Origin of the sequence: Bacillus sp. FSL M7-1345, assembly GCF_038006985.1 — a bacterium.
Lineage (GTDB): Bacteria > Bacillota > Bacilli > Bacillales > Bacillaceae_G > Bacillus_A > Bacillus_A cereus_U.
This window is the reverse complement of record NZ_JBBOWG010000001.1, coordinates 920,618-937,038: the sequence shown is the minus strand read 5'-3', so window position 1 is coordinate 937,038 and position 16,421 is coordinate 920,618. Positions and strand designations below refer to the sequence as shown.

Here is a 16,421-nt window from a genome sequence, read left to right as displayed (position 1 = left end):
TTCTAATCCCTTCTAAACGTAAATTCTTCAAAATCTTCATCGTATGTTAGTTTAAACATTCCATTTTCATTAGATTGAACAAACAATAATTCTTTTTCTCTATTTCCTAATTTCATTATCTTATCCACAAATTCAACAAACTGAATACAATCTTCTTTATCCTTTTTATTCGGACGATAACCTTTTGAAAGTTTAACCATCATTTCATATAGCGGATAATCTATTTCTAAATATACGGGATTTACTTTATCTTCGTTAGAAAAGGCAAGTAATATATTTAATTTAAATCGATTTAATACCTCTAGTGCTGTTCCCTTCAAATGTCCTACAACCGGTTTAACCTTAAGTGATTGTGCAACCTGAGTAGTGTCATTTGAATAATCCATAAACACATAATCTGACTTCGGACTTCCATTCCATAAGAAAATCGATTTTCTCGCTAAATTATACATATCTCTTAAATCGGATCGATTTCCTTTATTAAAGGCATATAAATATTCCATATATTCCTTATAATTTTCATCCGCGAATATCTCATTTAAAGCTGGGGATAAAAAGAATGACATGCGTATTAACGTTTTATTGAATACCTGCCTAGATGAATCACTTAACTCAAAGAAAGGTCCCATCTCTTCTAGCCCATTTGCCCATTTATCAAGCCCTTCTAGAACTAAATGTTTTTGGAAAGTATTCTTCATATTTACTGAGTTGTTTAGCTCAATTAGCATCTGGTCTAAACTATTTGATCGAAGATGAATAGGATCCATTTTAGAAATCACTGCTAGTAGATTTGATTTTTCTTGACCATCAAATAATAAATTCGGCAATAAAGCTTCTGTTTTTTCCATCATACCTGCCCCAAGAAAATCTTCATTCCCATGAGAAGGTACTAAAATATCATAAATAAAATTAAGCATGGAGCGTGTCGAAATAAGCATCTTATGCTTAACTATTGCTTCAATTAATATGCTTAAAACACCATCTCTTATCTGTTGCTGTTGCAATAACTCATAATTCACCATGAAGAATCCATTTATACCACGTTTCTTATCCTTCAAATAAGCTTGATAGAATGGATTTCTTTCTGAATCGACTACAATTCGCTTTAAAATAGATGAAAAGTAATCTGATTTTGGCCCCTCACTAGTTAATTCAAAAGGTTGATAATCACTAAAGCTAATTAAGTGAAAGTTACTGCTTTGTTGATTCGTAGCAACCTCATTCGCCTCGAATATTCCTGAGTCCTCAATAAATTTCGTTAAAGTTTGATAGTGCTCTTTTGCATAATCTGATTCAATAAAGTTATGCAGCACCCCTAAATTAATAGCTAAAATTAGCTTACATCCAGAACTATCAATCTCACTATCACTGTACGGCTTTAACACTTCCGCTAATGTATCAAGAGAACTCTTTTGCGGATCAAAACTTTCCGTAGCATCATTATGAACCGAAAATTCTTCCATCAATTCAGGATATTTATTTTTCACATACGATAATAAATGTGATTTCCCATCTCCAACGCTACCACACAAGAAAATCAATTGACTTGTATTTTCTCCTGCTGCTGTTGTTAGAGCCAACATCATATCGTTCTGTATCGTTCTTTCAACATGTAAATAATCCTTAAAAGAACTAAATTCATTAGGATTTTCGATTGCCTCTTGAGATGATTCTTTCAGCTTCGAGATTTCTGCCAGTAAATAGCTCTCTCCTTCTCCAAAAATAAAATCATCATACCCAAAATGGTTGTCTGTTTCTTCCTCATTATCCACAGATTGTTTATCTTCAACTTCTAATCCTACTGCAATCTCAGGGTTATTTATCTCTATTAATTCCTCGGTTTGGTTTGGCGTATTTTGTTTGCTTGCAATCTCAATTAGCACTTTTAACTTTTCTTCTAAACTAGCAGATATCTTTTCTTCTAATTTCTCCACAATATGTACACTACTCTTCGGCTGTGGGTGTTTATATTTCGGAGCGACAAACTCATAACTCCCGTATACCTCCATAAACCACACTGCAATTTGGAATAGATTTTTATGCATTTTAAAAGCACTCTCTACTCCACTTTCAATATGTTCATGTGCCGCTTTATTTCCTAAATAGCGAACCGTATCAAATGAACGTGAAATTTCTTTTGATAAAATATCTTCTCTTTCTAGTTTTTGAATACGATCTACTTGTTTTAAATATTGTACGTCGTACAATTCATGCTCTTCCGCAATGCGTTTTGATAATAACTCTGAAAATATTCTTCCCTTAATTAAAACCGATTGGGGATCTTGATAAAAAATATTTTCAATATCCCTACCAATTTCCGCTAACTCAGGGAATATCTCTTGTAGAAAATCAAATGTATATTTCTCCAATGATGTAACACCTCTTAATATAAAAATACGTTTCGAATATATTCCATATTATACAATATCTATAGAGGAATTGTTGGTATTAAGTACAAAGGAAATTAGTGGATTGCTACTCCGCGATAAATTTGATTATTTCCCTATTAACTACTCCCTTCTCAATTAAAAACTTGCATAAAAAATAACCTGATTCTATAGCTAGCTATAGAATCAGGTTATTCCCATACTTTATTATTTTAAATATCTAATAAGCATGTGCCCTATTTATTTCTTAGAATAAACTCAACTGCACAATACTATCCATCTTCTCTTCTTCTTTGTTAATCTCTAAAATCCTTTGACCCATTCGCTCCACCAAATCAACCACTAAAGCATTTCCCATACAAAAGTATCTATTTCTTTGCGGCATCCCCGTATTCGTCCAATCCATCGGGAAACCATTTAACAGTTCACATTCTGCAGGTGTTAAATATCTTAATTTTTTCGTATAAGGATCTTCGATTACATGTGAACTCCTATTACATGTTCCTTCACTTGTTAACATTGTACGTCCAGGCTTATCTAAATCATCCGGGAAAGCCATTCCTCCCTCAGCGTAGAAGTATTTATGACCCGTCGCCTTTGATACTCTTTCTTCTTTTTTAGGACCTTTAAGATACTTCAGTTCCTCAAATTCCGTTCTTCCCTTTTTGTTAACCTTATCCATTTTCAAATAATATGATTCATCAGCAGGGCCAAATTTATCATATACTTTCTGAACAACCTCACCTAAAGTCTCTGGACTTTCAGTTACTGGAACTACTTCTTCAGTATATACTTGTCCATCTATCATCACACCAGAATTATAGTATTCCTCTTTAAATGTATCAGAAACCTCAATAATATCGACCGGCAACTCAAATTGCCCTCTTTTTTTGTTTTCCTTTGGTGCTTCATGCACATTAAAAATCGGAGCGAAGAATCCATGTTTACACAATATCTCTAACGACTTCATTCCATTTTGAACAGATGCGAAATGAGATTCTTTTAAGTACGCAAAAATAAATACTCTTCGTCTTCTTTGTGAATTTCCATAGTCCGCAGCGTTAATAACTCTCCATTCAACTGCATATCCTGCATCTCTAAAGCTAGCCAGCATAATAGAAAAATCACGGCCTCTTTGTTTTGCTGGTGACTTCAATAATCTATCTACATTCTCTAACAAAACAAATCTTGGCTTGCGAGAATTAACTATGTTCATTATCTCCCAAAAAAGAACACCTTTTTTCCCTTGTATTCCTTTTTCATTTGATAAAGTACGTGCTACAGAATAATCTTGACAAGGAAAGCCCCCTACTAATAAATCATGCTCAGGTATTTCCGGCCAAGCTTCAGCTATATCTCTATTTACATGTATTCCTTTATTTTCAAAGCGAGTTGCATAACAATTAAATGCATGTTGTGCTTTAGTTGAGGGTTCCCATTGGTTTCCCCAAAGAACATCAAAGTTTTCATTTGCTTCCAGTCCTAATCTAAAACCTCCTACTCCCGCAAAAAGTTCTACTACTTTCACCATAAATACACGAACATCCTTTCGGTATTTTATTTATCTATGCTTCATTATAATAAAAAGTGAGGAAAAGATCAACTATAACCTTTTAGGAATCATACTTTTTTACAATTCCTTATTTTGGGTTGTAACAATTAAGAAAACAGTTCGCCGCAATATCAATATTATAAAAGGAAACAGCTTCTCTTGAACAAATCTAATATAACAGTTATTTAATAGAATAAACTGCCTTTTCCTCCTTATAAATTTCACTTATATAAAATTGAAACAGCTTTTAATTATAGCATAACTTTATATGCAATGTTTTATGAACATATAACGCAGCAATAGATATGGAAAGGAGCTTATTATGGAATACACTACAATAGAAGAACTAATGCAAAAAGCACATGAAGCTGAAGGAAAAACATTTGGTGAAATCGATACAACTGACCGACTCGCAAACGCAAAATCAAAAGGCGGATTAGGTCAAGTAATTGAGGAGAGCTTTTTCGGATATGAAGTAAATTCAAATGCAGAAGCTGATTTTAAACACCTTGGTATTGAACTAAAGGTAACAGCGTTTAAACAAAATAAAAACGGTTCATTATCAGCCAAAGAGCGCTTAGTTTTAAATATTATCAACTATATGGAAGAAGTTCATACACACTTTGAGACATCAAGCTTTTGGAAGAAAAACGAAAAGCTACTATTAATGTTCTATGAATGGGTACCTGACGTAGATCGTAAAGATTTTCATATTACAAAAAGCCTTCTATTCACCTATCCTGAAGCTGATTTAGAAATAATTAAACAAGACTGGGAAACCATCGTAAATAAAATTCGTGCCGGCAAAGCACATGAATTATCTGAAGGTGATACAAACTATTTAGGAGCTTGCACAAAAGGATCCAATAAAAATTCACTTCGCTCACAACCGTGTTCTGAAATTCAAGCAATGCAAAGAGCTTTTTCATTAAAACCTTCTTATATGACCGCACTAGTTCGTAGATATCTCCTAAACGAAGAACTAGTAAGTTTTACAACAACAAATGAACTAAAAGGAAAATCTTTAGAAGAAATCCTTTACTCAAAATTTGAGAATTACATAGGCCTAACCGATCAAGAAATCGCTCAAAAATTATCTATTGATTACAAACCTACAACCAAGAGCTTTGTCCCATTATTAGTAAGCTCTTTACTTGGTATTAAAGGAACTCGACTCGATAAAATTGAAGAATTTGCGAAAGCTAATATAGAATTCAAAACAATTCGTTTAGAACCAAACGGAAAACCAGAACAAAGCATGTCATTTGAAACGATCGATTTTCATCAATGGACAAATGAATCATGGGAAGAAAGCGAAATTCGAGAACACTTCTATCAAACCAAGTTTTTGCTCGTGATTTTTGAATTTAACCAAACAAAAAAAGAAAACCCAAACCGTAAACTCTACTTTAAGGGTATTAAACTTTGGAACATGCCTGTCCCTATAATAGAAAAAGAAATACGAGGACTTTGGGAAGAAGTAAATACAGTAGTAAATGAAGGTATTCAACTTGAATATAAAACACGTGGTGGTAAAATCGTTGAAGTAAATAACCTACCAAAAATGAATTTCAACGGCGTTGCGCATATTAGACCAAAAGCTCGTAATGGCTCTGACAAAGTCACTTTACCTGATGGTCAGCAAATTACAAAGCAGTGTTATTGGTTGAATAATTCTTATATTGCTTCTGTTGTTGCCAATAACGTTAACGAATAATTTAATCTTAATCTATAATTTCTATAACCATAAAAAGCACCTTCTCACTTCACATGATTAGTACATACAGTGAGAAGGTGTTTTTTTACATAGCTTATTGTAGAAGTACTACCTCCCATCATCTCAAGCCAATTCCCCCTATCAACTCACCATATCCTAAACTACGCTCCTCCAAAAACCCCCTCGTCTCCCCACTATCCTTATAATAAGAATTCCAACCCCTCTCCCTCAAAATCCCCTTCCAACTATCACTCTCAACCATCTTCTTAATAATACTATCCCAATAAGCAACCTCTTCCTCTGTCATATCTTTCGGGCCCATAATCCCTTTCCAGTGCTGGAAGACGACGTCGATTCCTTGTTCTTTCCATGTTGGTATTTCTGGTAGTCGATCTAGGCGTTTTGGTGCGGATACGGCTAGTATTTTTATTTTGCCGGCTTTGTATTGTTTTTCGGCTTCGGATAGGGTCATTGTTGCGGCGTTAATTTGTTTGTTCGTTAGGGCGTTTATGATTTTTTCTTTGTTTTCGTAGACGAAGAATTCTAGTTCGGCAGGGTTTATGCCGAAGGCTTTGCTTACTTGTACGAAGGATAGGTGATCGTCGTTTCCTAGGCCCGGGGCAACTCCGATTTTGAAGTTTTTCTTGTCTTGTTTTAGTTGTTCCATTAGTTCGTTTGCGTTGTCTATGTTTGAGTCTTTTGATACGACAACGACTTCCCAGTCCGACGCTAGCGTTGCGAGTGGTGTGAAGTCTTTATATGTTAGTTTACTATGGCCTAGTAGGTTGTTCGTTATGAGTAAGCTTGAGTTAATCGCAAGTACGTGACCGCCTTTTTGTTTCGTATATTTCCATCCGACGTCACCGCTGCCACCTACTTTGTTTGTGACAGTGATTGGTTTTGTAAAGATTTTTTCTTCTGCCAGCGTTTTTTGCATTGCTCGTGCCGTTAAGTCCCATCCCGCCCCTTGAACGTTTGGCGCAACGATTTCTACTTCTTCTATGTTCACTTTATTCGTGTGCGTTTTTTCTACAGAACAACCAGCTATTACTCCTGTCATGATCCATATACATAGTAATAATCGTTTTTTCATAACCCCCGTCCTATTCGATACTTTCGTTCTGGTCGTCCGATAATGCCGTATGTGTACTCTACTGTGCATTCGTTTGTCGCTACTAAGTATTCTAAATATCTTCTTGCGGTTGTTCTGGAGGCCCCCATTTGTTCTCCCATTTCTTCTATTGTAATGCCCTCTTCGAATCCTTTTATAATGTCTTTCACTTTTTGTAGTGTTAACGGATCTACACCTGTCGGTAAGTTTTTCATATCTGTTGCTTGCGAAGTACCGAAGAAGTTATCGATTAGTGCTTGATTCACTTCATTGTTACTATGTAATAATTGCTTCTTTCTTTTATAGTCTTCAATTGTGCGAACGAATTTTTCTAACGTGACCGGTTTTATAAGGTAGTTGCTTACGCCGTTTCGAATTGCTTTTTCTAACATATGGTTTTCATTCGCCGCTGTAACCATAATGACGTCAACGTTTGGAAAGTCAGCATGAATTTTTGGCAATAAGTCTGTTCCAATTCCATCTGGTAAATAATTATCTAATAGAAGTAAATCGATTTCTTTCCTTTGTAGTAGTTCCATCGTTTCTTTCGCGTTCAATGCTTTTCCAATCACTTTTACGTCCTTTATTTTTGATAAAAACTCCTCTTGAATTTGCGCGACGCGGAAATCATCTTCTGCAATTGCAACCTTCAACATATGCCCATCCCCCTGTTTGTCATGTACTTTCTCTCAATGTTTTTGGAAGGTAAATTGTAAAAATAGCTCCCCCATTTTTCTCGTTTTGAATTTCAATTGTTCCTTCTAGTAGATCTACCATTTCTTTCACGTTTGCTAGCCCGTAACCACGATTATTTCCCTTCGTCGAAAATCCTTTTTGAAAAATAGTTGCGATTTTTTCTGTCGGTACTCCCGCTCCACTATCTATCACTTCAAACACAATATCGTGCCCAATATCCGTAACAAAGAAAGAAACACTCTTTTCCTCTCGTTCACTCACCGCATCAAATGCATTATCGATTATGTTTCCAAGGATCGTAATAAGATGCGAAACTTTTATATGATCTGGTAACGGATGAAGCGCACTATCTCCTTCAATATGAAAATCGATTTTCTTCTCAGACGCCGTTCCGAATTTCCCTAATAAAATAGCTTGTACTTTCGCATCATGAATTTGATGGAATAAAATATGGTTTTGACTTTGATGAATATTAGATTCCTGCTGGATAAATTCAATTGCTTCTTTGTAGTGCCCTAACTGCAATAAACCAGATAAGACGAAAAGCTTATTTGTAAATTCATGCGTTTGAGCACGTAAGTCCTCTGAATACTTTCTTACCTCAGATATTGTGTTAACAAGATTTTGCAGTTCTGTTTTATCTCTAAAACTACATACAACACCTACCGTACTGTTATTTTCGAGTATTGGTGTCATGTTTAAAATAAACACTTTATCTTGAAACTCGATTTCTTGATCGGTTTCTAGCACTCTTTCCATATGAAAATCCGGTAAAACTTTTGAAATGTGCTGTTGCACATAATCACCATTTACATGTAGCATTTTTTCTGCCGAAGTGTTCATCATAGTAATAAAACCGTTTTGATCAATGGCGATAATTCCCTCTTTTATAGATAGCAGTATTGCGCTTCGTTCCCGGTATAACGCTGCGATTTCATTCGGTTCTAAACCGAGTGTATCTTTCCTGATACTACGTGCTAAAAGAATGCCACCGACAATTCCGGCTAGTAACACCGCTAAGGAGAAGAGGATAATTTCTTTCGTTCGGCTCAATATGTTAGATTCAATACCTTTTATTAAAAACTCTACTGTCACAACGCCTACTACTTGATCGTAGTCTCCGTTATGAACAATAATAGGTGCCTTCGCCATTAAAGCCGGACCACTTGCACCATTTCCTTCGAGTGTATAATAGCCACCAAAAGTGAGTGCTTCATAGTTATATGGATTGTTACTCTTTGTCCCAATCAAATCAGAATTAGAATGTGAATACATAACCCCATAGCGATCTTCTATAATGACATAATCTGCACCAGCTTGCTCACGAACTTGTTCCGCAATGGATTGAATGGTACTTTTATGCTCGTTATATTGAAAAGCCTCTTTTATAGCTGGCATAAAAGAAAGTGACTTCGCCGTTTGCAGAGCTAATTGCTCCACTTGACGTTTCGTATCAACAGACTGAATGTAAACAAATATCCCCGCTAACAGAAGAACGACAAATAAAATTAACGTAATAATTAAGCTTACTATTTTCGTTTGCAATGATACTTTACTTGATTTCTTCATGCTTCATATCCTTTGATAAAATATTCAAAACTATCAATCTCCTTTTTCTATTATTATGACAAAACTGCAAATGAATCAACTATAAAAACCTACATGTACATAAAGTACAAAAAGAATAAAATTGTCATAATATTGAGATTTTAATTAAATAACAGTACAATTCAACTACATTGAACACGCTTTCATAATTATCATTTTATTTATAAGCAAGAGGAGGAATTATTATGGCTCAAGCAAAATCTAACCGAGTCGCCGGCAATATCTTCAAAGGTTCTGTCGGCAATTTAATTGAATGGTATGACTGGTACGTTTACTCTGCTTTCGCTGTTTACTTCTCAGCAGAGTTCTTTCCTAAAGGAGATCCAACGAGTCAATTACTGAACACAGCCGCTATTTTCGCAGTCGGATTTTTAATGCGCCCTATCGGCAGTTTGCTAATGGGACGATATGCAGATCGGCACGGACGCCGGGCAGCATTAACGCTTTCGATTACGGTTATGGCCGGTGGTTCTTTAATTATTGCCTGTACACCGAGTTACGAAAGCATCGGTATTATGGCACCAATTATTTTAGTTCTTGCCCGTTTACTGCAAGGATTATCACTTGGCGGAGAGTACGGAACTTCCGCAACGTATTTATCTGAAATGGCTAGTAGTGGTCGCCGTGGTTTTTATTCAAGTTTTCAATATGTAACGCTCGTTGCTGGACAGATGGTTGCGTTAGGCGTTCAAATTGTTCTTCAGCAATTACTAAGCGAACCAGATATGAAAGCTTGGGGATGGCGTATTCCATTCATTATTGGTGCGATGGGAGCAGTAGCTGTATTATGGCTTCGACGTACAATGGATGAATCAGAGCAGTTCTCAAATATGGAATCGAAAAACCGCGAAAGCGCAGGAACCGTTCGCGCTCTTATGAAACACCCGAAAGCAGTATTAACAGTAGTCGGCCTAACACTAGGAGGCACTGTTGCATTTTATACGTACACAACATATTTACAAAAATTCATGGTAAACACAGTCGGTCTTCCGAAAGAAGTTGTGAGCTGGATTAACTTTGTCGCACTACTTATTTTCGTTGTGCTTCAGCCGATTGCGGGGCTATTATCCGATAAAATTGGACGCCGCCCACTCTTAATGGCTTTCGGTATTCTCGGAACGTTACTAACAGCACCGATCTTCTTCTTTATGGAAAAAACGACAGAACCAATCGTAGCATTTTTACTCATGATGGTCGGCCTTATTATCGTTACTGGTTACACTTCCATTAACGCAATTGTAAAAGCAGAACTCTTCCCAACTGAAATTCGCGCACTAGGCGTAGGTTTACCTTATGCACTAACCGTTGCGATATTCGGCGGAACAGCGGAATTTATCGCATTATGGCTAAAGAGTATCGGAATGGAATCACTATTCTATTTCTACGTAGCTGGATGTATCGCGATAAGCTTTATTACGTATTGGCGTATGGATGAGTCATCGAAGACTTCGCAGATTGAGGCGGAGCTTAGTGGTGGGGATAAATTAGCTAATAATAAATCTAGTTAAAGTTATGTATTCTATGTTCTTCGTTTATCTGAACTCGATGAATCTCCTTCTTGGCAGGGTAAAGATGTTGTTGGTGCTTTAGAGGTAAGATTAGGATTTACCATTGATGTAAAGGTAACTGTGAATGGAGCGCCACAATACAAAGTACATAACAGCAAGGGTAAAAGATACTATGTATCAGCAATTGAAGCCTATTTGTATGTAAAGTAAAAGGTACAAAAGGGCATCCACTTAAATGATACTTTTTAATTTAAATCAACAAAAGAGACCGCAAATGTTGATATTATCCCCTTTAAGTAGACAGTGTAAAAAGACCATGCACATACATGGATGTTACACTATTACTTGGAGGGGATTTTTCATGACTAAAAAAGGTTCAATATTTATTACATATTCAGAAGAATTAAAGTTAGCGGCTGTTCAAAGTTATTTAAACGGAGAAGGAAGTTACAATATGATAAAGGAAAAATATCAGATTAGAAGCTCTACACAACTAAAAAATTGGGTGAAAAAATATAAAGAATTTGGTGAAATTACAGATACTCGTGGAAAAAATGGTGGAATGAAAGGTATATCAAATCCTCTAAAAGGCAAACGCGTTCATTTTAAGACGATTGAAGAGGAACGTGACTACTATAAGGCACAGGTTGAATATTTAAAAAAGCAGTATCCGAATCTGTAAATGGAGGTGCACTAAAATATACGGTGAGGTATCATATCATTGAATCATTAAAGGGGAAATATCCAGTTATATGGCTTACGAAATTTGCGGGTGTACATCGTTCAAGTTACTATAAGTGGATTCATACAAAAAGTATGAAAAACATGCGACTAGAATCCGAGAAACGATTAAAAAAAGTAATACAATCTATTCACGTAAGGCACAAGGAATATGGTTATCCACGTATGAAAATCGCTTTACAGGAAGAGGGATATTTTATAAATCACAAAAAAGTATATCGCTTAATGAGCGAGCTCAACATTCAATCTATTATTCGAAAGAAGCGTCGCTTCTTTAAAGGGAACTATTCCAATGTTTTTCCGAATGTTTTAAACCGTGAATTCAAAGATCGCCAACAAAATGAAGCGCTTGTTACAGATATTACTTACCTACGATTCCAAGAGGGATTTCGGTATCTTTCTGTTGTACAAGATATTTATAATAACGAAGTTGTTTCTTGGAAAATATCCAAGCGCAACGATAATGAACTTGTATTAGATACAATTGAAATGTTGGCACAAAAAAGAGATGTGCGTGGAACCATTCTCCATTCAGATCAGGGATTCCAGTACACATCTCACGCCTACAACAAACGACTTTTAGGTTTAGGTATCATTGGCAGCCACTCTCGCAAAGGAAACTGCCATGATAATGCCTGTATTGAGTCATTTTTCTCCCATTTTAAATCGGAAATGTTGTATTTGAATCATTTTAAAACAGAAGCAGATTTAATACAAGCAATTGAAGAGTATATTTATTTTTATAACTATAAACGGTTCCAAAAACGACTCAACCACCGAGCTCCGATAGAATATCGAATCTCGATGGCTGCTTAGTCTTTTTAATATTGTCTACTTGACAGGGATAAGACCATGTTAGGGCTCTTTTGTTGATCTTTCTCCATATGTAACTTTCTCTTCACTTACTCCAAGCTAGATAACATGGTTCATTGAAATATTCAATCTTAAAGAAGGCTTGTTCTTCAAAAAATTCATTTCTTGCCCTCAAAATCTAGCAAAGTAGCTATTCAATAAATTTTTTCTCTGAATCCAAAAATTTATAAAACCTATTTAATAAATCTTCCTTCGTAGTTGGGGTATCTTGGGGCATATAAGTAATAAAACTTGTCATATCTTCAGGATAATCATGTCTATCATAAAACTCTGCAATTCTATTTAATAGTTCATCCTCATCAGTAATCTTTTCTTTTAACTTAGATAAGTAAACGAATCTGAGTTTACTTATCTCATTCTGTAATTCTTCACTATTTTCTTCTAGATTAGGAAAGTAGAAATCTTTAATTTCAAACAAAATTTTATCTAAATCACTAGAATCAATTCCCCAAGCTAGTTCATTAACAAAAGCTTCATCATCACCGGCTTCCATTAGTTCCACCGCATAATCAGAAATGACATTCGGTTCGAAATATTTTTTATTTACACCGGTATAAATAGTTTTCCAATCATACTTAAGACCTTTGTTCTTAAAATCTATTAAATCCATATAATTCTCCTTTTACTTTTTTGGAACTTGATTTGGTTTCCCTGTAACAGTACCATTTTCAATAAATCTTCTATGACTTACATTTCCATTTGGTTCAACAATCCACTCAAAGACACCTTTTTTACCACCGTTGCTTCCTTCTATTTGGAAGAATCTTCTATTAATGCGATCTCCTCCTACTAATGGAAATTCATCAGCAAATCTTGAGTAATTATCAACAATATCAGAAAAGCCATGTTCCTTAGGGACATGAGGAAACTCTTTTACTATGATGGGCTTTCCTTTTTCATCTCTTCCCCAAATAGGTTTTACTTTATCAATCTTTTCTCCACTTCCAACTCGCTTTCCATCAATAACAGGTCCCTCTAATTCCTCAATTACTTTTGGATTATCTCCGCTGGTTTTATTACTGGTATTATCCATCCCTTTAGTAGCATTTTCCTCTTTATTAAGTTTACCATTCTCTTTAACTTTATTAATACGCTCACCAGAAGATGGAGAAGACTCGAATTTTTGAAGAGTAGCCTTAGCATTTTGAATCGATTTATCCCAAACCAATCCACCATGTACAACAGCACCAACACCAGCCGCTGTAGCAACTGCATCTAATGGAAGAACAATTGGTGATGCTAACCCACCACTTCCTACTTCTGCGACGAATGTTAAGAAATTAGCCCCACCTACTAAAGATGTAGCCATGTTGCAAGAAATTTCAAATCACAGCACACCACAAATCACACTAAAATACATTGGTATCAACAAAGAAGAAAAAGATAATATTCTTGATACATTTTTTATTTAAATTTATCGAAAATCAACATAGATTTCCTTTTCCATACTGATCACACATCTTTTGTAGATTAATAATATCAATATGTCCAAATTTAGTAGATTACTTACAAGAATTTCGCACCAAAACCACCTTAAATCAGTATGCCACAATTATCATAAAACAAGTTAAACAGCAACGTAATCAAAAGTTATTCGAAGCATCTAGAGCAGCATATGAAATTGGCAGAAAGGCAGATATTTAGATAGAAAAGAATTTTTTTCATAAAAAAGTCATGCTAAATTATAGCATGTCATCTTTTAAAGATTTCTCCCAAGACGTTTAAAGTATTCTTACTAAAAGGATATTTATAAACAAAAGCTTTATTTACATTTCTAATAACTTTTCACGTAAAACTAATTCTTCATCTGTCATGTATCCTTTATGCATTTCTTCTGTGATTTTATCGTAGTTAAAACACAACACATTCTCATTACCTATAAATCCAATAGGGTAAAGAACACCTACATAATCAAATTCACGTTTATCTTCTGAAATAGCCATTCTTCCAATAATCATAACGCTTTGTTCCATATCTTCTAGCTTAACTACTGTTCCAATTGGTAATAGTTTCATTGATACTTTTGCCTTCTAAATATTAAATAAATTTTACGAATTATAAATCCACTGCTTTTTCTTATTGTCTATACGTTTATAGATATACTCTACTGTAAAGTATGCAATAACATTGCAAATTAGTAACAAACCTATAAGTAAAAGTTTATCTTCTAACCGTATAGTAGAAGAAGCCCCAATTAACAACATAAACATAATACATACAGTAAAAGTCAGAATTCTATTTATTGTACGCATATCTTAATTACTCCAGTCTTATATTAATCCCGTTTTTTTGTAAATTTATCATAAAATTTCTCTTGCGCCCACCGTCCGAATTTTAAAAAACATATTAAACCTGCTCCCAAAAGAATGAGAACGATAGTTCCTAACAATTTTTCCCACAAATTGTTGGATGGAGTAATCATTAATCCTATAATAGATACAGATATTACGACATAAACTAAAATATATAATGGTTTATACGATGGAGTTTTCATATCATTTTTTCTCCTCAGGTTTTTCAAATTTTAAACTACTTCCCACAGTAAAACCCTCTAAAGCAGGAACCGTTATACCAGTTTCTTTTCCAACGCTACCTTTCAAACCTATTGCGCCTAATCCCACTGCAATAGCTGCTACTTTTACACCACTAGTTCCTTTCGATGATTTTGATTTTTTTCTTGGTTCCTGAAGTTTTTCAATATGGTTTTTATAAAAATGATACAAAGCAAAACCATACAAACCAAATGAAAGAATAAAATAGATGGAAGTTTGTAATTGTAACACTTCATAAGCATATTTTTGAGTTATAACCACTAATCCGACTGAACATATGGTGCCATATACTCCTCGAAATAGAGTGTATTGTAATTGTCGTTTCCGAGGATTGATAGCAATCCCTATCGCCCACAAATTTAAAAAAATAACTGGAGGAGTTACTATATATACATAGAGTAATCGAAAAGGATTCGCAAAAGCAGGTAAAAGAACAAACACGTCTGCCCCCAAAAGGACAAGACCAATTACATGGACTCTTATTTCATTTACAGGATAAAGAGCCATATAATGTGCAAAAGCTTTCTTATTAAAATCTATACTTTTTTTCATGTTAATTAAACCACCCTGCTACTGTTCCAATCGGTAAAAGTTTCATAGCTATTTATTCTCCTTTTTTAAATTTATCCATAATATTATGAGCAACTATATTCCATAGTAAAGAAAGTACGGTAACAAAAAGTACAGCTAAAGAAAAATAAATCCTATCCTTCCATGTATCATGTACATTCATGCCCATTATAATCATTATTAACGCACCAACACATATAACTATTTTTGAAAATTTTCGCATTCTATTATCTCGCTTCCTTCTCAAACTTAAATGAAAATCCCCGCCATAACCGTTAGGCGAGGTTGCGGAAAAACCTGATTCTTCACCTGCATGGAATTTATAACCATACCGGCCTATTATAATCTCACCTTTAATACATAATGAGCAAAATATATATTGGTTAATTTCACCAAACGTATTATGATGTATTATTCTGAACTTTTAAACGTTTTATCTTTCTATTGAATATTAGAATATAAATATTCAATTCTAATCATTAAATATTCTACTTTTTCTTGCTTTACAAGATTTTATGCAAAAAAGACCACCAAAAGGCAGTCTCAAAACTCAATCCTATTCCCCATCCCGCACTCCACCGCTTTCTCATACAAATACTTCGCAGCGATAATATCTACTACTGCCAAACCAACTGATTTGAAAATAGTAATCTCTTCATCATTTTCGCGTCCGGTTTTTTCCCCGCTTATGATTTGTCCAAGTTCGGCGTGGAGATTGCTAGTTTTATCGGAATTTGAAGGTCATCTGTTTCTAGATCATATTCAATTAAGAAATCCTACAAATGCCTCTTCTTCCTCATCTATAAAACCTACAAATATAATTTCTTCAATATCCTCATGATTAAATACAAATGTATACTCAGGATTAATGTAGCCTTCTGGATAAAAACAGCCAATATAGTCATACATCACAGGTTCTTTAACCATAAGTTTTTGTTTTCTTCCATAAATCACAATTTTCTTCGTCCCACCTTTTAATAGAACAATAGAACCATTTGGTAAAAACTTTTCTTTAGAAAATTGCATAATTCCCCATCCTTCCTTTATCTAAATGTAATTCTATATTCATGATGTTGCTTCTCCCTTTTCTTTTCCGCAGTCTTTAC

14 protein-coding genes and 5 pseudogenes are annotated in these 16,421 nt (G+C 34.7%); 6 read left to right on the top strand and 13 right to left on the bottom strand.

What is annotated here, in order from left to right; all coding sequences use genetic code 11:
• Positions 1 to 2: 2 nt before the first annotated feature.
• Positions 3 to 2,369, bottom strand: coding sequence for a DNA phosphorothioation-dependent restriction protein DptF (dptF, locus tag MHB76_RS04830; RefSeq protein ID WP_340985838.1), 2,367 nt, complete (start codon positions 2,367 to 2,369; stop codon positions 3 to 5).
• Between the two features lie 265 nt (positions 2,370 to 2,634).
• Positions 2,635 to 3,918, bottom strand: a complete 1,284-nt coding sequence (dcm, locus tag MHB76_RS04825) for a DNA (cytosine-5-)-methyltransferase (protein WP_340985836.1) — start codon at positions 3,916 to 3,918, stop codon at positions 2,635 to 2,637.
• A 343-nt stretch (positions 3,919 to 4,261) separates the two neighbouring features.
• On the opposite strand from dcm, the gene MHB76_RS04820 reads away from it, so the two are divergent.
• Positions 4,262 to 5,656, top strand: a complete 1,395-nt coding sequence (locus tag MHB76_RS04820) for a Sau3AI family type II restriction endonuclease (protein ID WP_340985834.1) — start codon at positions 4,262 to 4,264, stop codon at positions 5,654 to 5,656.
• A 118-nt stretch (positions 5,657 to 5,774) separates the two neighbouring features.
• Here MHB76_RS04820 and MHB76_RS04815 read toward each other — a convergent pair whose 3' ends face one another.
• From MHB76_RS04815 to MHB76_RS04805, 3 genes are read right to left on the bottom strand one after another with little or no spacing between them, the layout of a single operon-like run.
• Positions 5,775 to 6,749 carry a tripartite tricarboxylate transporter substrate binding protein gene (locus MHB76_RS04815; protein ID WP_340985832.1) on the bottom strand — a complete coding sequence of 325 codons (975 nt, stop codon included), beginning with the start codon at positions 6,747 to 6,749 and terminating at the stop codon, positions 5,775 to 5,777.
• Complete coding sequence (locus MHB76_RS04810; protein ID WP_340985830.1) at positions 6,746 to 7,423, bottom strand: response regulator; 678 nt, start codon at positions 7,421 to 7,423, stop codon at positions 6,746 to 6,748. The genes MHB76_RS04815 and MHB76_RS04810 overlap by 4 nt, the downstream gene beginning before the upstream one ends.
• Before the next feature lie 19 nt (positions 7,424 to 7,442).
• On the bottom strand, positions 7,443 to 9,032 hold the full coding sequence (locus MHB76_RS04805; RefSeq protein ID WP_340985828.1) for a sensor histidine kinase: 1,590 nt from the start codon (positions 9,030 to 9,032) through the stop codon (positions 7,443 to 7,445).
• A gap of 224 nt (positions 9,033 to 9,256) precedes the next feature.
• On the opposite strand from MHB76_RS04805, the gene MHB76_RS04800 reads away from it, so the two are divergent.
• The 4 genes and pseudogenes from MHB76_RS04800 (at position 9,257) to MHB76_RS04790 (ending at position 12,136) form a co-directional block, all read left to right on the top strand.
• On the top strand, positions 9,257 to 10,579 hold the full coding sequence (locus MHB76_RS04800; RefSeq protein WP_078175154.1) for an MFS transporter: 1,323 nt from the start codon (positions 9,257 to 9,259) through the stop codon (positions 10,577 to 10,579).
• Between the two features lie 39 nt (positions 10,580 to 10,618).
• Positions 10,619 to 10,789: pseudogene (locus MHB76_RS04795) on the top strand (N-acetylmuramoyl-L-alanine amidase); the annotation flags it as partial.
• Positions 10,790 to 10,940: 151 nt separating this feature from the next.
• Positions 10,941 to 11,261, top strand: coding sequence for a transposase (locus MHB76_RS26265; protein ID WP_016103355.1), 321 nt, complete (start codon positions 10,941 to 10,943; stop codon positions 11,259 to 11,261).
• A 23-nt stretch (positions 11,262 to 11,284) separates the two neighbouring features.
• A complete protein-coding gene (locus MHB76_RS04790) occupies positions 11,285 to 12,136 on the top strand; it encodes an IS3 family transposase (RefSeq protein WP_016103639.1) in 852 nt (283 codons plus the stop codon).
• A 187-nt stretch (positions 12,137 to 12,323) separates the two neighbouring features.
• Here MHB76_RS04790 and MHB76_RS04785 read toward each other — a convergent pair whose 3' ends face one another.
• On the bottom strand, positions 12,324 to 12,803 hold the full coding sequence (locus MHB76_RS04785) for a DUF2247 family protein (RefSeq protein WP_144507748.1): 480 nt from the start codon (positions 12,801 to 12,803) through the stop codon (positions 12,324 to 12,326).
• Positions 12,804 to 12,815: 12 nt separating this feature from the next.
• Positions 12,816 to 13,493, bottom strand: a pseudogene (locus MHB76_RS04780) (hypothetical protein); the annotation flags it as partial.
• Between MHB76_RS04780 and MHB76_RS04775 the strand changes: the two are divergent.
• Positions 13,486 to 13,605: pseudogene (locus tag MHB76_RS04775) on the top strand (tyrosine-type recombinase/integrase); the annotation flags it as partial. The pseudogenes MHB76_RS04780 and MHB76_RS04775 overlap by 8 nt on opposite strands.
• A 354-nt stretch (positions 13,606 to 13,959) precedes the next feature.
• Here MHB76_RS04775 and MHB76_RS04770 read toward each other — a convergent pair.
• The 6 genes and pseudogenes from MHB76_RS04770 to MHB76_RS04745 all read right to left on the bottom strand — a co-directional run bounded on the left by MHB76_RS04770 (position 13,960) and on the right by MHB76_RS04745 (position 16,341).
• Positions 13,960 to 14,208, bottom strand: coding sequence for a DUF4176 domain-containing protein (locus MHB76_RS04770; RefSeq protein ID WP_000771621.1), 249 nt, complete (start codon positions 14,206 to 14,208; stop codon positions 13,960 to 13,962).
• A 33-nt stretch (positions 14,209 to 14,241) separates the two neighbouring features.
• On the bottom strand, positions 14,242 to 14,445 hold the full coding sequence (locus tag MHB76_RS04765; RefSeq protein WP_078175158.1) for a hypothetical protein: 204 nt from the start codon (positions 14,443 to 14,445) through the stop codon (positions 14,242 to 14,244).
• 23 nt (positions 14,446 to 14,468) lie between these two features.
• Positions 14,469 to 14,687, bottom strand: coding sequence for a hypothetical protein (locus MHB76_RS04760; RefSeq protein ID WP_000856860.1), 219 nt, complete (start codon positions 14,685 to 14,687; stop codon positions 14,469 to 14,471).
• Between the two features lie 109 nt (positions 14,688 to 14,796).
• Positions 14,797 to 15,297: pseudogene (locus tag MHB76_RS04755) on the bottom strand (hypothetical protein); the annotation flags it as partial.
• Between the two features lie 561 nt (positions 15,298 to 15,858).
• Positions 15,859 to 16,067, bottom strand: a pseudogene (locus MHB76_RS04750) (ornithine cyclodeaminase family protein); the annotation flags it as partial.
• A gap of 10 nt (positions 16,068 to 16,077) precedes the next feature.
• Positions 16,078 to 16,341, bottom strand: coding sequence for a DUF4176 domain-containing protein (locus tag MHB76_RS04745; protein WP_070146215.1), 264 nt, complete (start codon positions 16,339 to 16,341; stop codon positions 16,078 to 16,080).
• Between the last annotated feature and the right edge of the window lie 80 nt (positions 16,342 to 16,421).

Excerpts from the sequence above, each read along its gene's own strand:
- MHB76_RS04805 (WP_340985828.1), bottom strand. The coding sequence starts at position 9,032 with ATGAAGAAATCAAGTAAAGTATCATTGCAAACGAAAATAGTAAGCTTA.
- MHB76_RS04785 (WP_144507748.1), bottom strand. The coding sequence starts at position 12,803 with ATGGATTTAATAGATTTTAAGAACAAAGGTCTTAAGTATGATTGGAAA.
- MHB76_RS04765 (WP_078175158.1), bottom strand. The coding sequence starts at position 14,445 with ATGCGTACAATAAATAGAATTCTGACTTTTACTGTATGTATTATGTTT.
- MHB76_RS04770 (WP_000771621.1), bottom strand. The coding sequence starts at position 14,208 with ATGAAACTATTACCAATTGGAACAGTAGTTAAGCTAGAAGATATGGAA.
- MHB76_RS04810 (WP_340985830.1), bottom strand. The coding sequence starts at position 7,423 with ATGTTGAAGGTTGCAATTGCAGAAGATGATTTCCGCGTCGCGCAAATT.
- MHB76_RS04815 (WP_340985832.1), bottom strand. The coding sequence starts at position 6,749 with ATGAAAAAACGATTATTACTATGTATATGGATCATGACAGGAGTAATA.
- MHB76_RS04760 (WP_000856860.1), bottom strand. The coding sequence starts at position 14,687 with ATGAAAACTCCATCGTATAAACCATTATATATTTTAGTTTATGTCGTA.
- MHB76_RS26265 (WP_016103355.1), top strand. The coding sequence starts at position 10,941 with ATGACTAAAAAAGGTTCAATATTTATTACATATTCAGAAGAATTAAAG.
- MHB76_RS04800 (WP_078175154.1), top strand. The coding sequence starts at position 9,257 with ATGGCTCAAGCAAAATCTAACCGAGTCGCCGGCAATATCTTCAAAGGT.
- MHB76_RS04745 (WP_070146215.1), bottom strand. The coding sequence starts at position 16,341 with ATGCAATTTTCTAAAGAAAAGTTTTTACCAAATGGTTCTATTGTTCTA.
- dcm (WP_340985836.1), bottom strand. The coding sequence starts at position 3,918 with ATGGTGAAAGTAGTAGAACTTTTTGCGGGAGTAGGAGGTTTTAGATTA.
- MHB76_RS04820 (WP_340985834.1), top strand. The coding sequence starts at position 4,262 with ATGGAATACACTACAATAGAAGAACTAATGCAAAAAGCACATGAAGCT.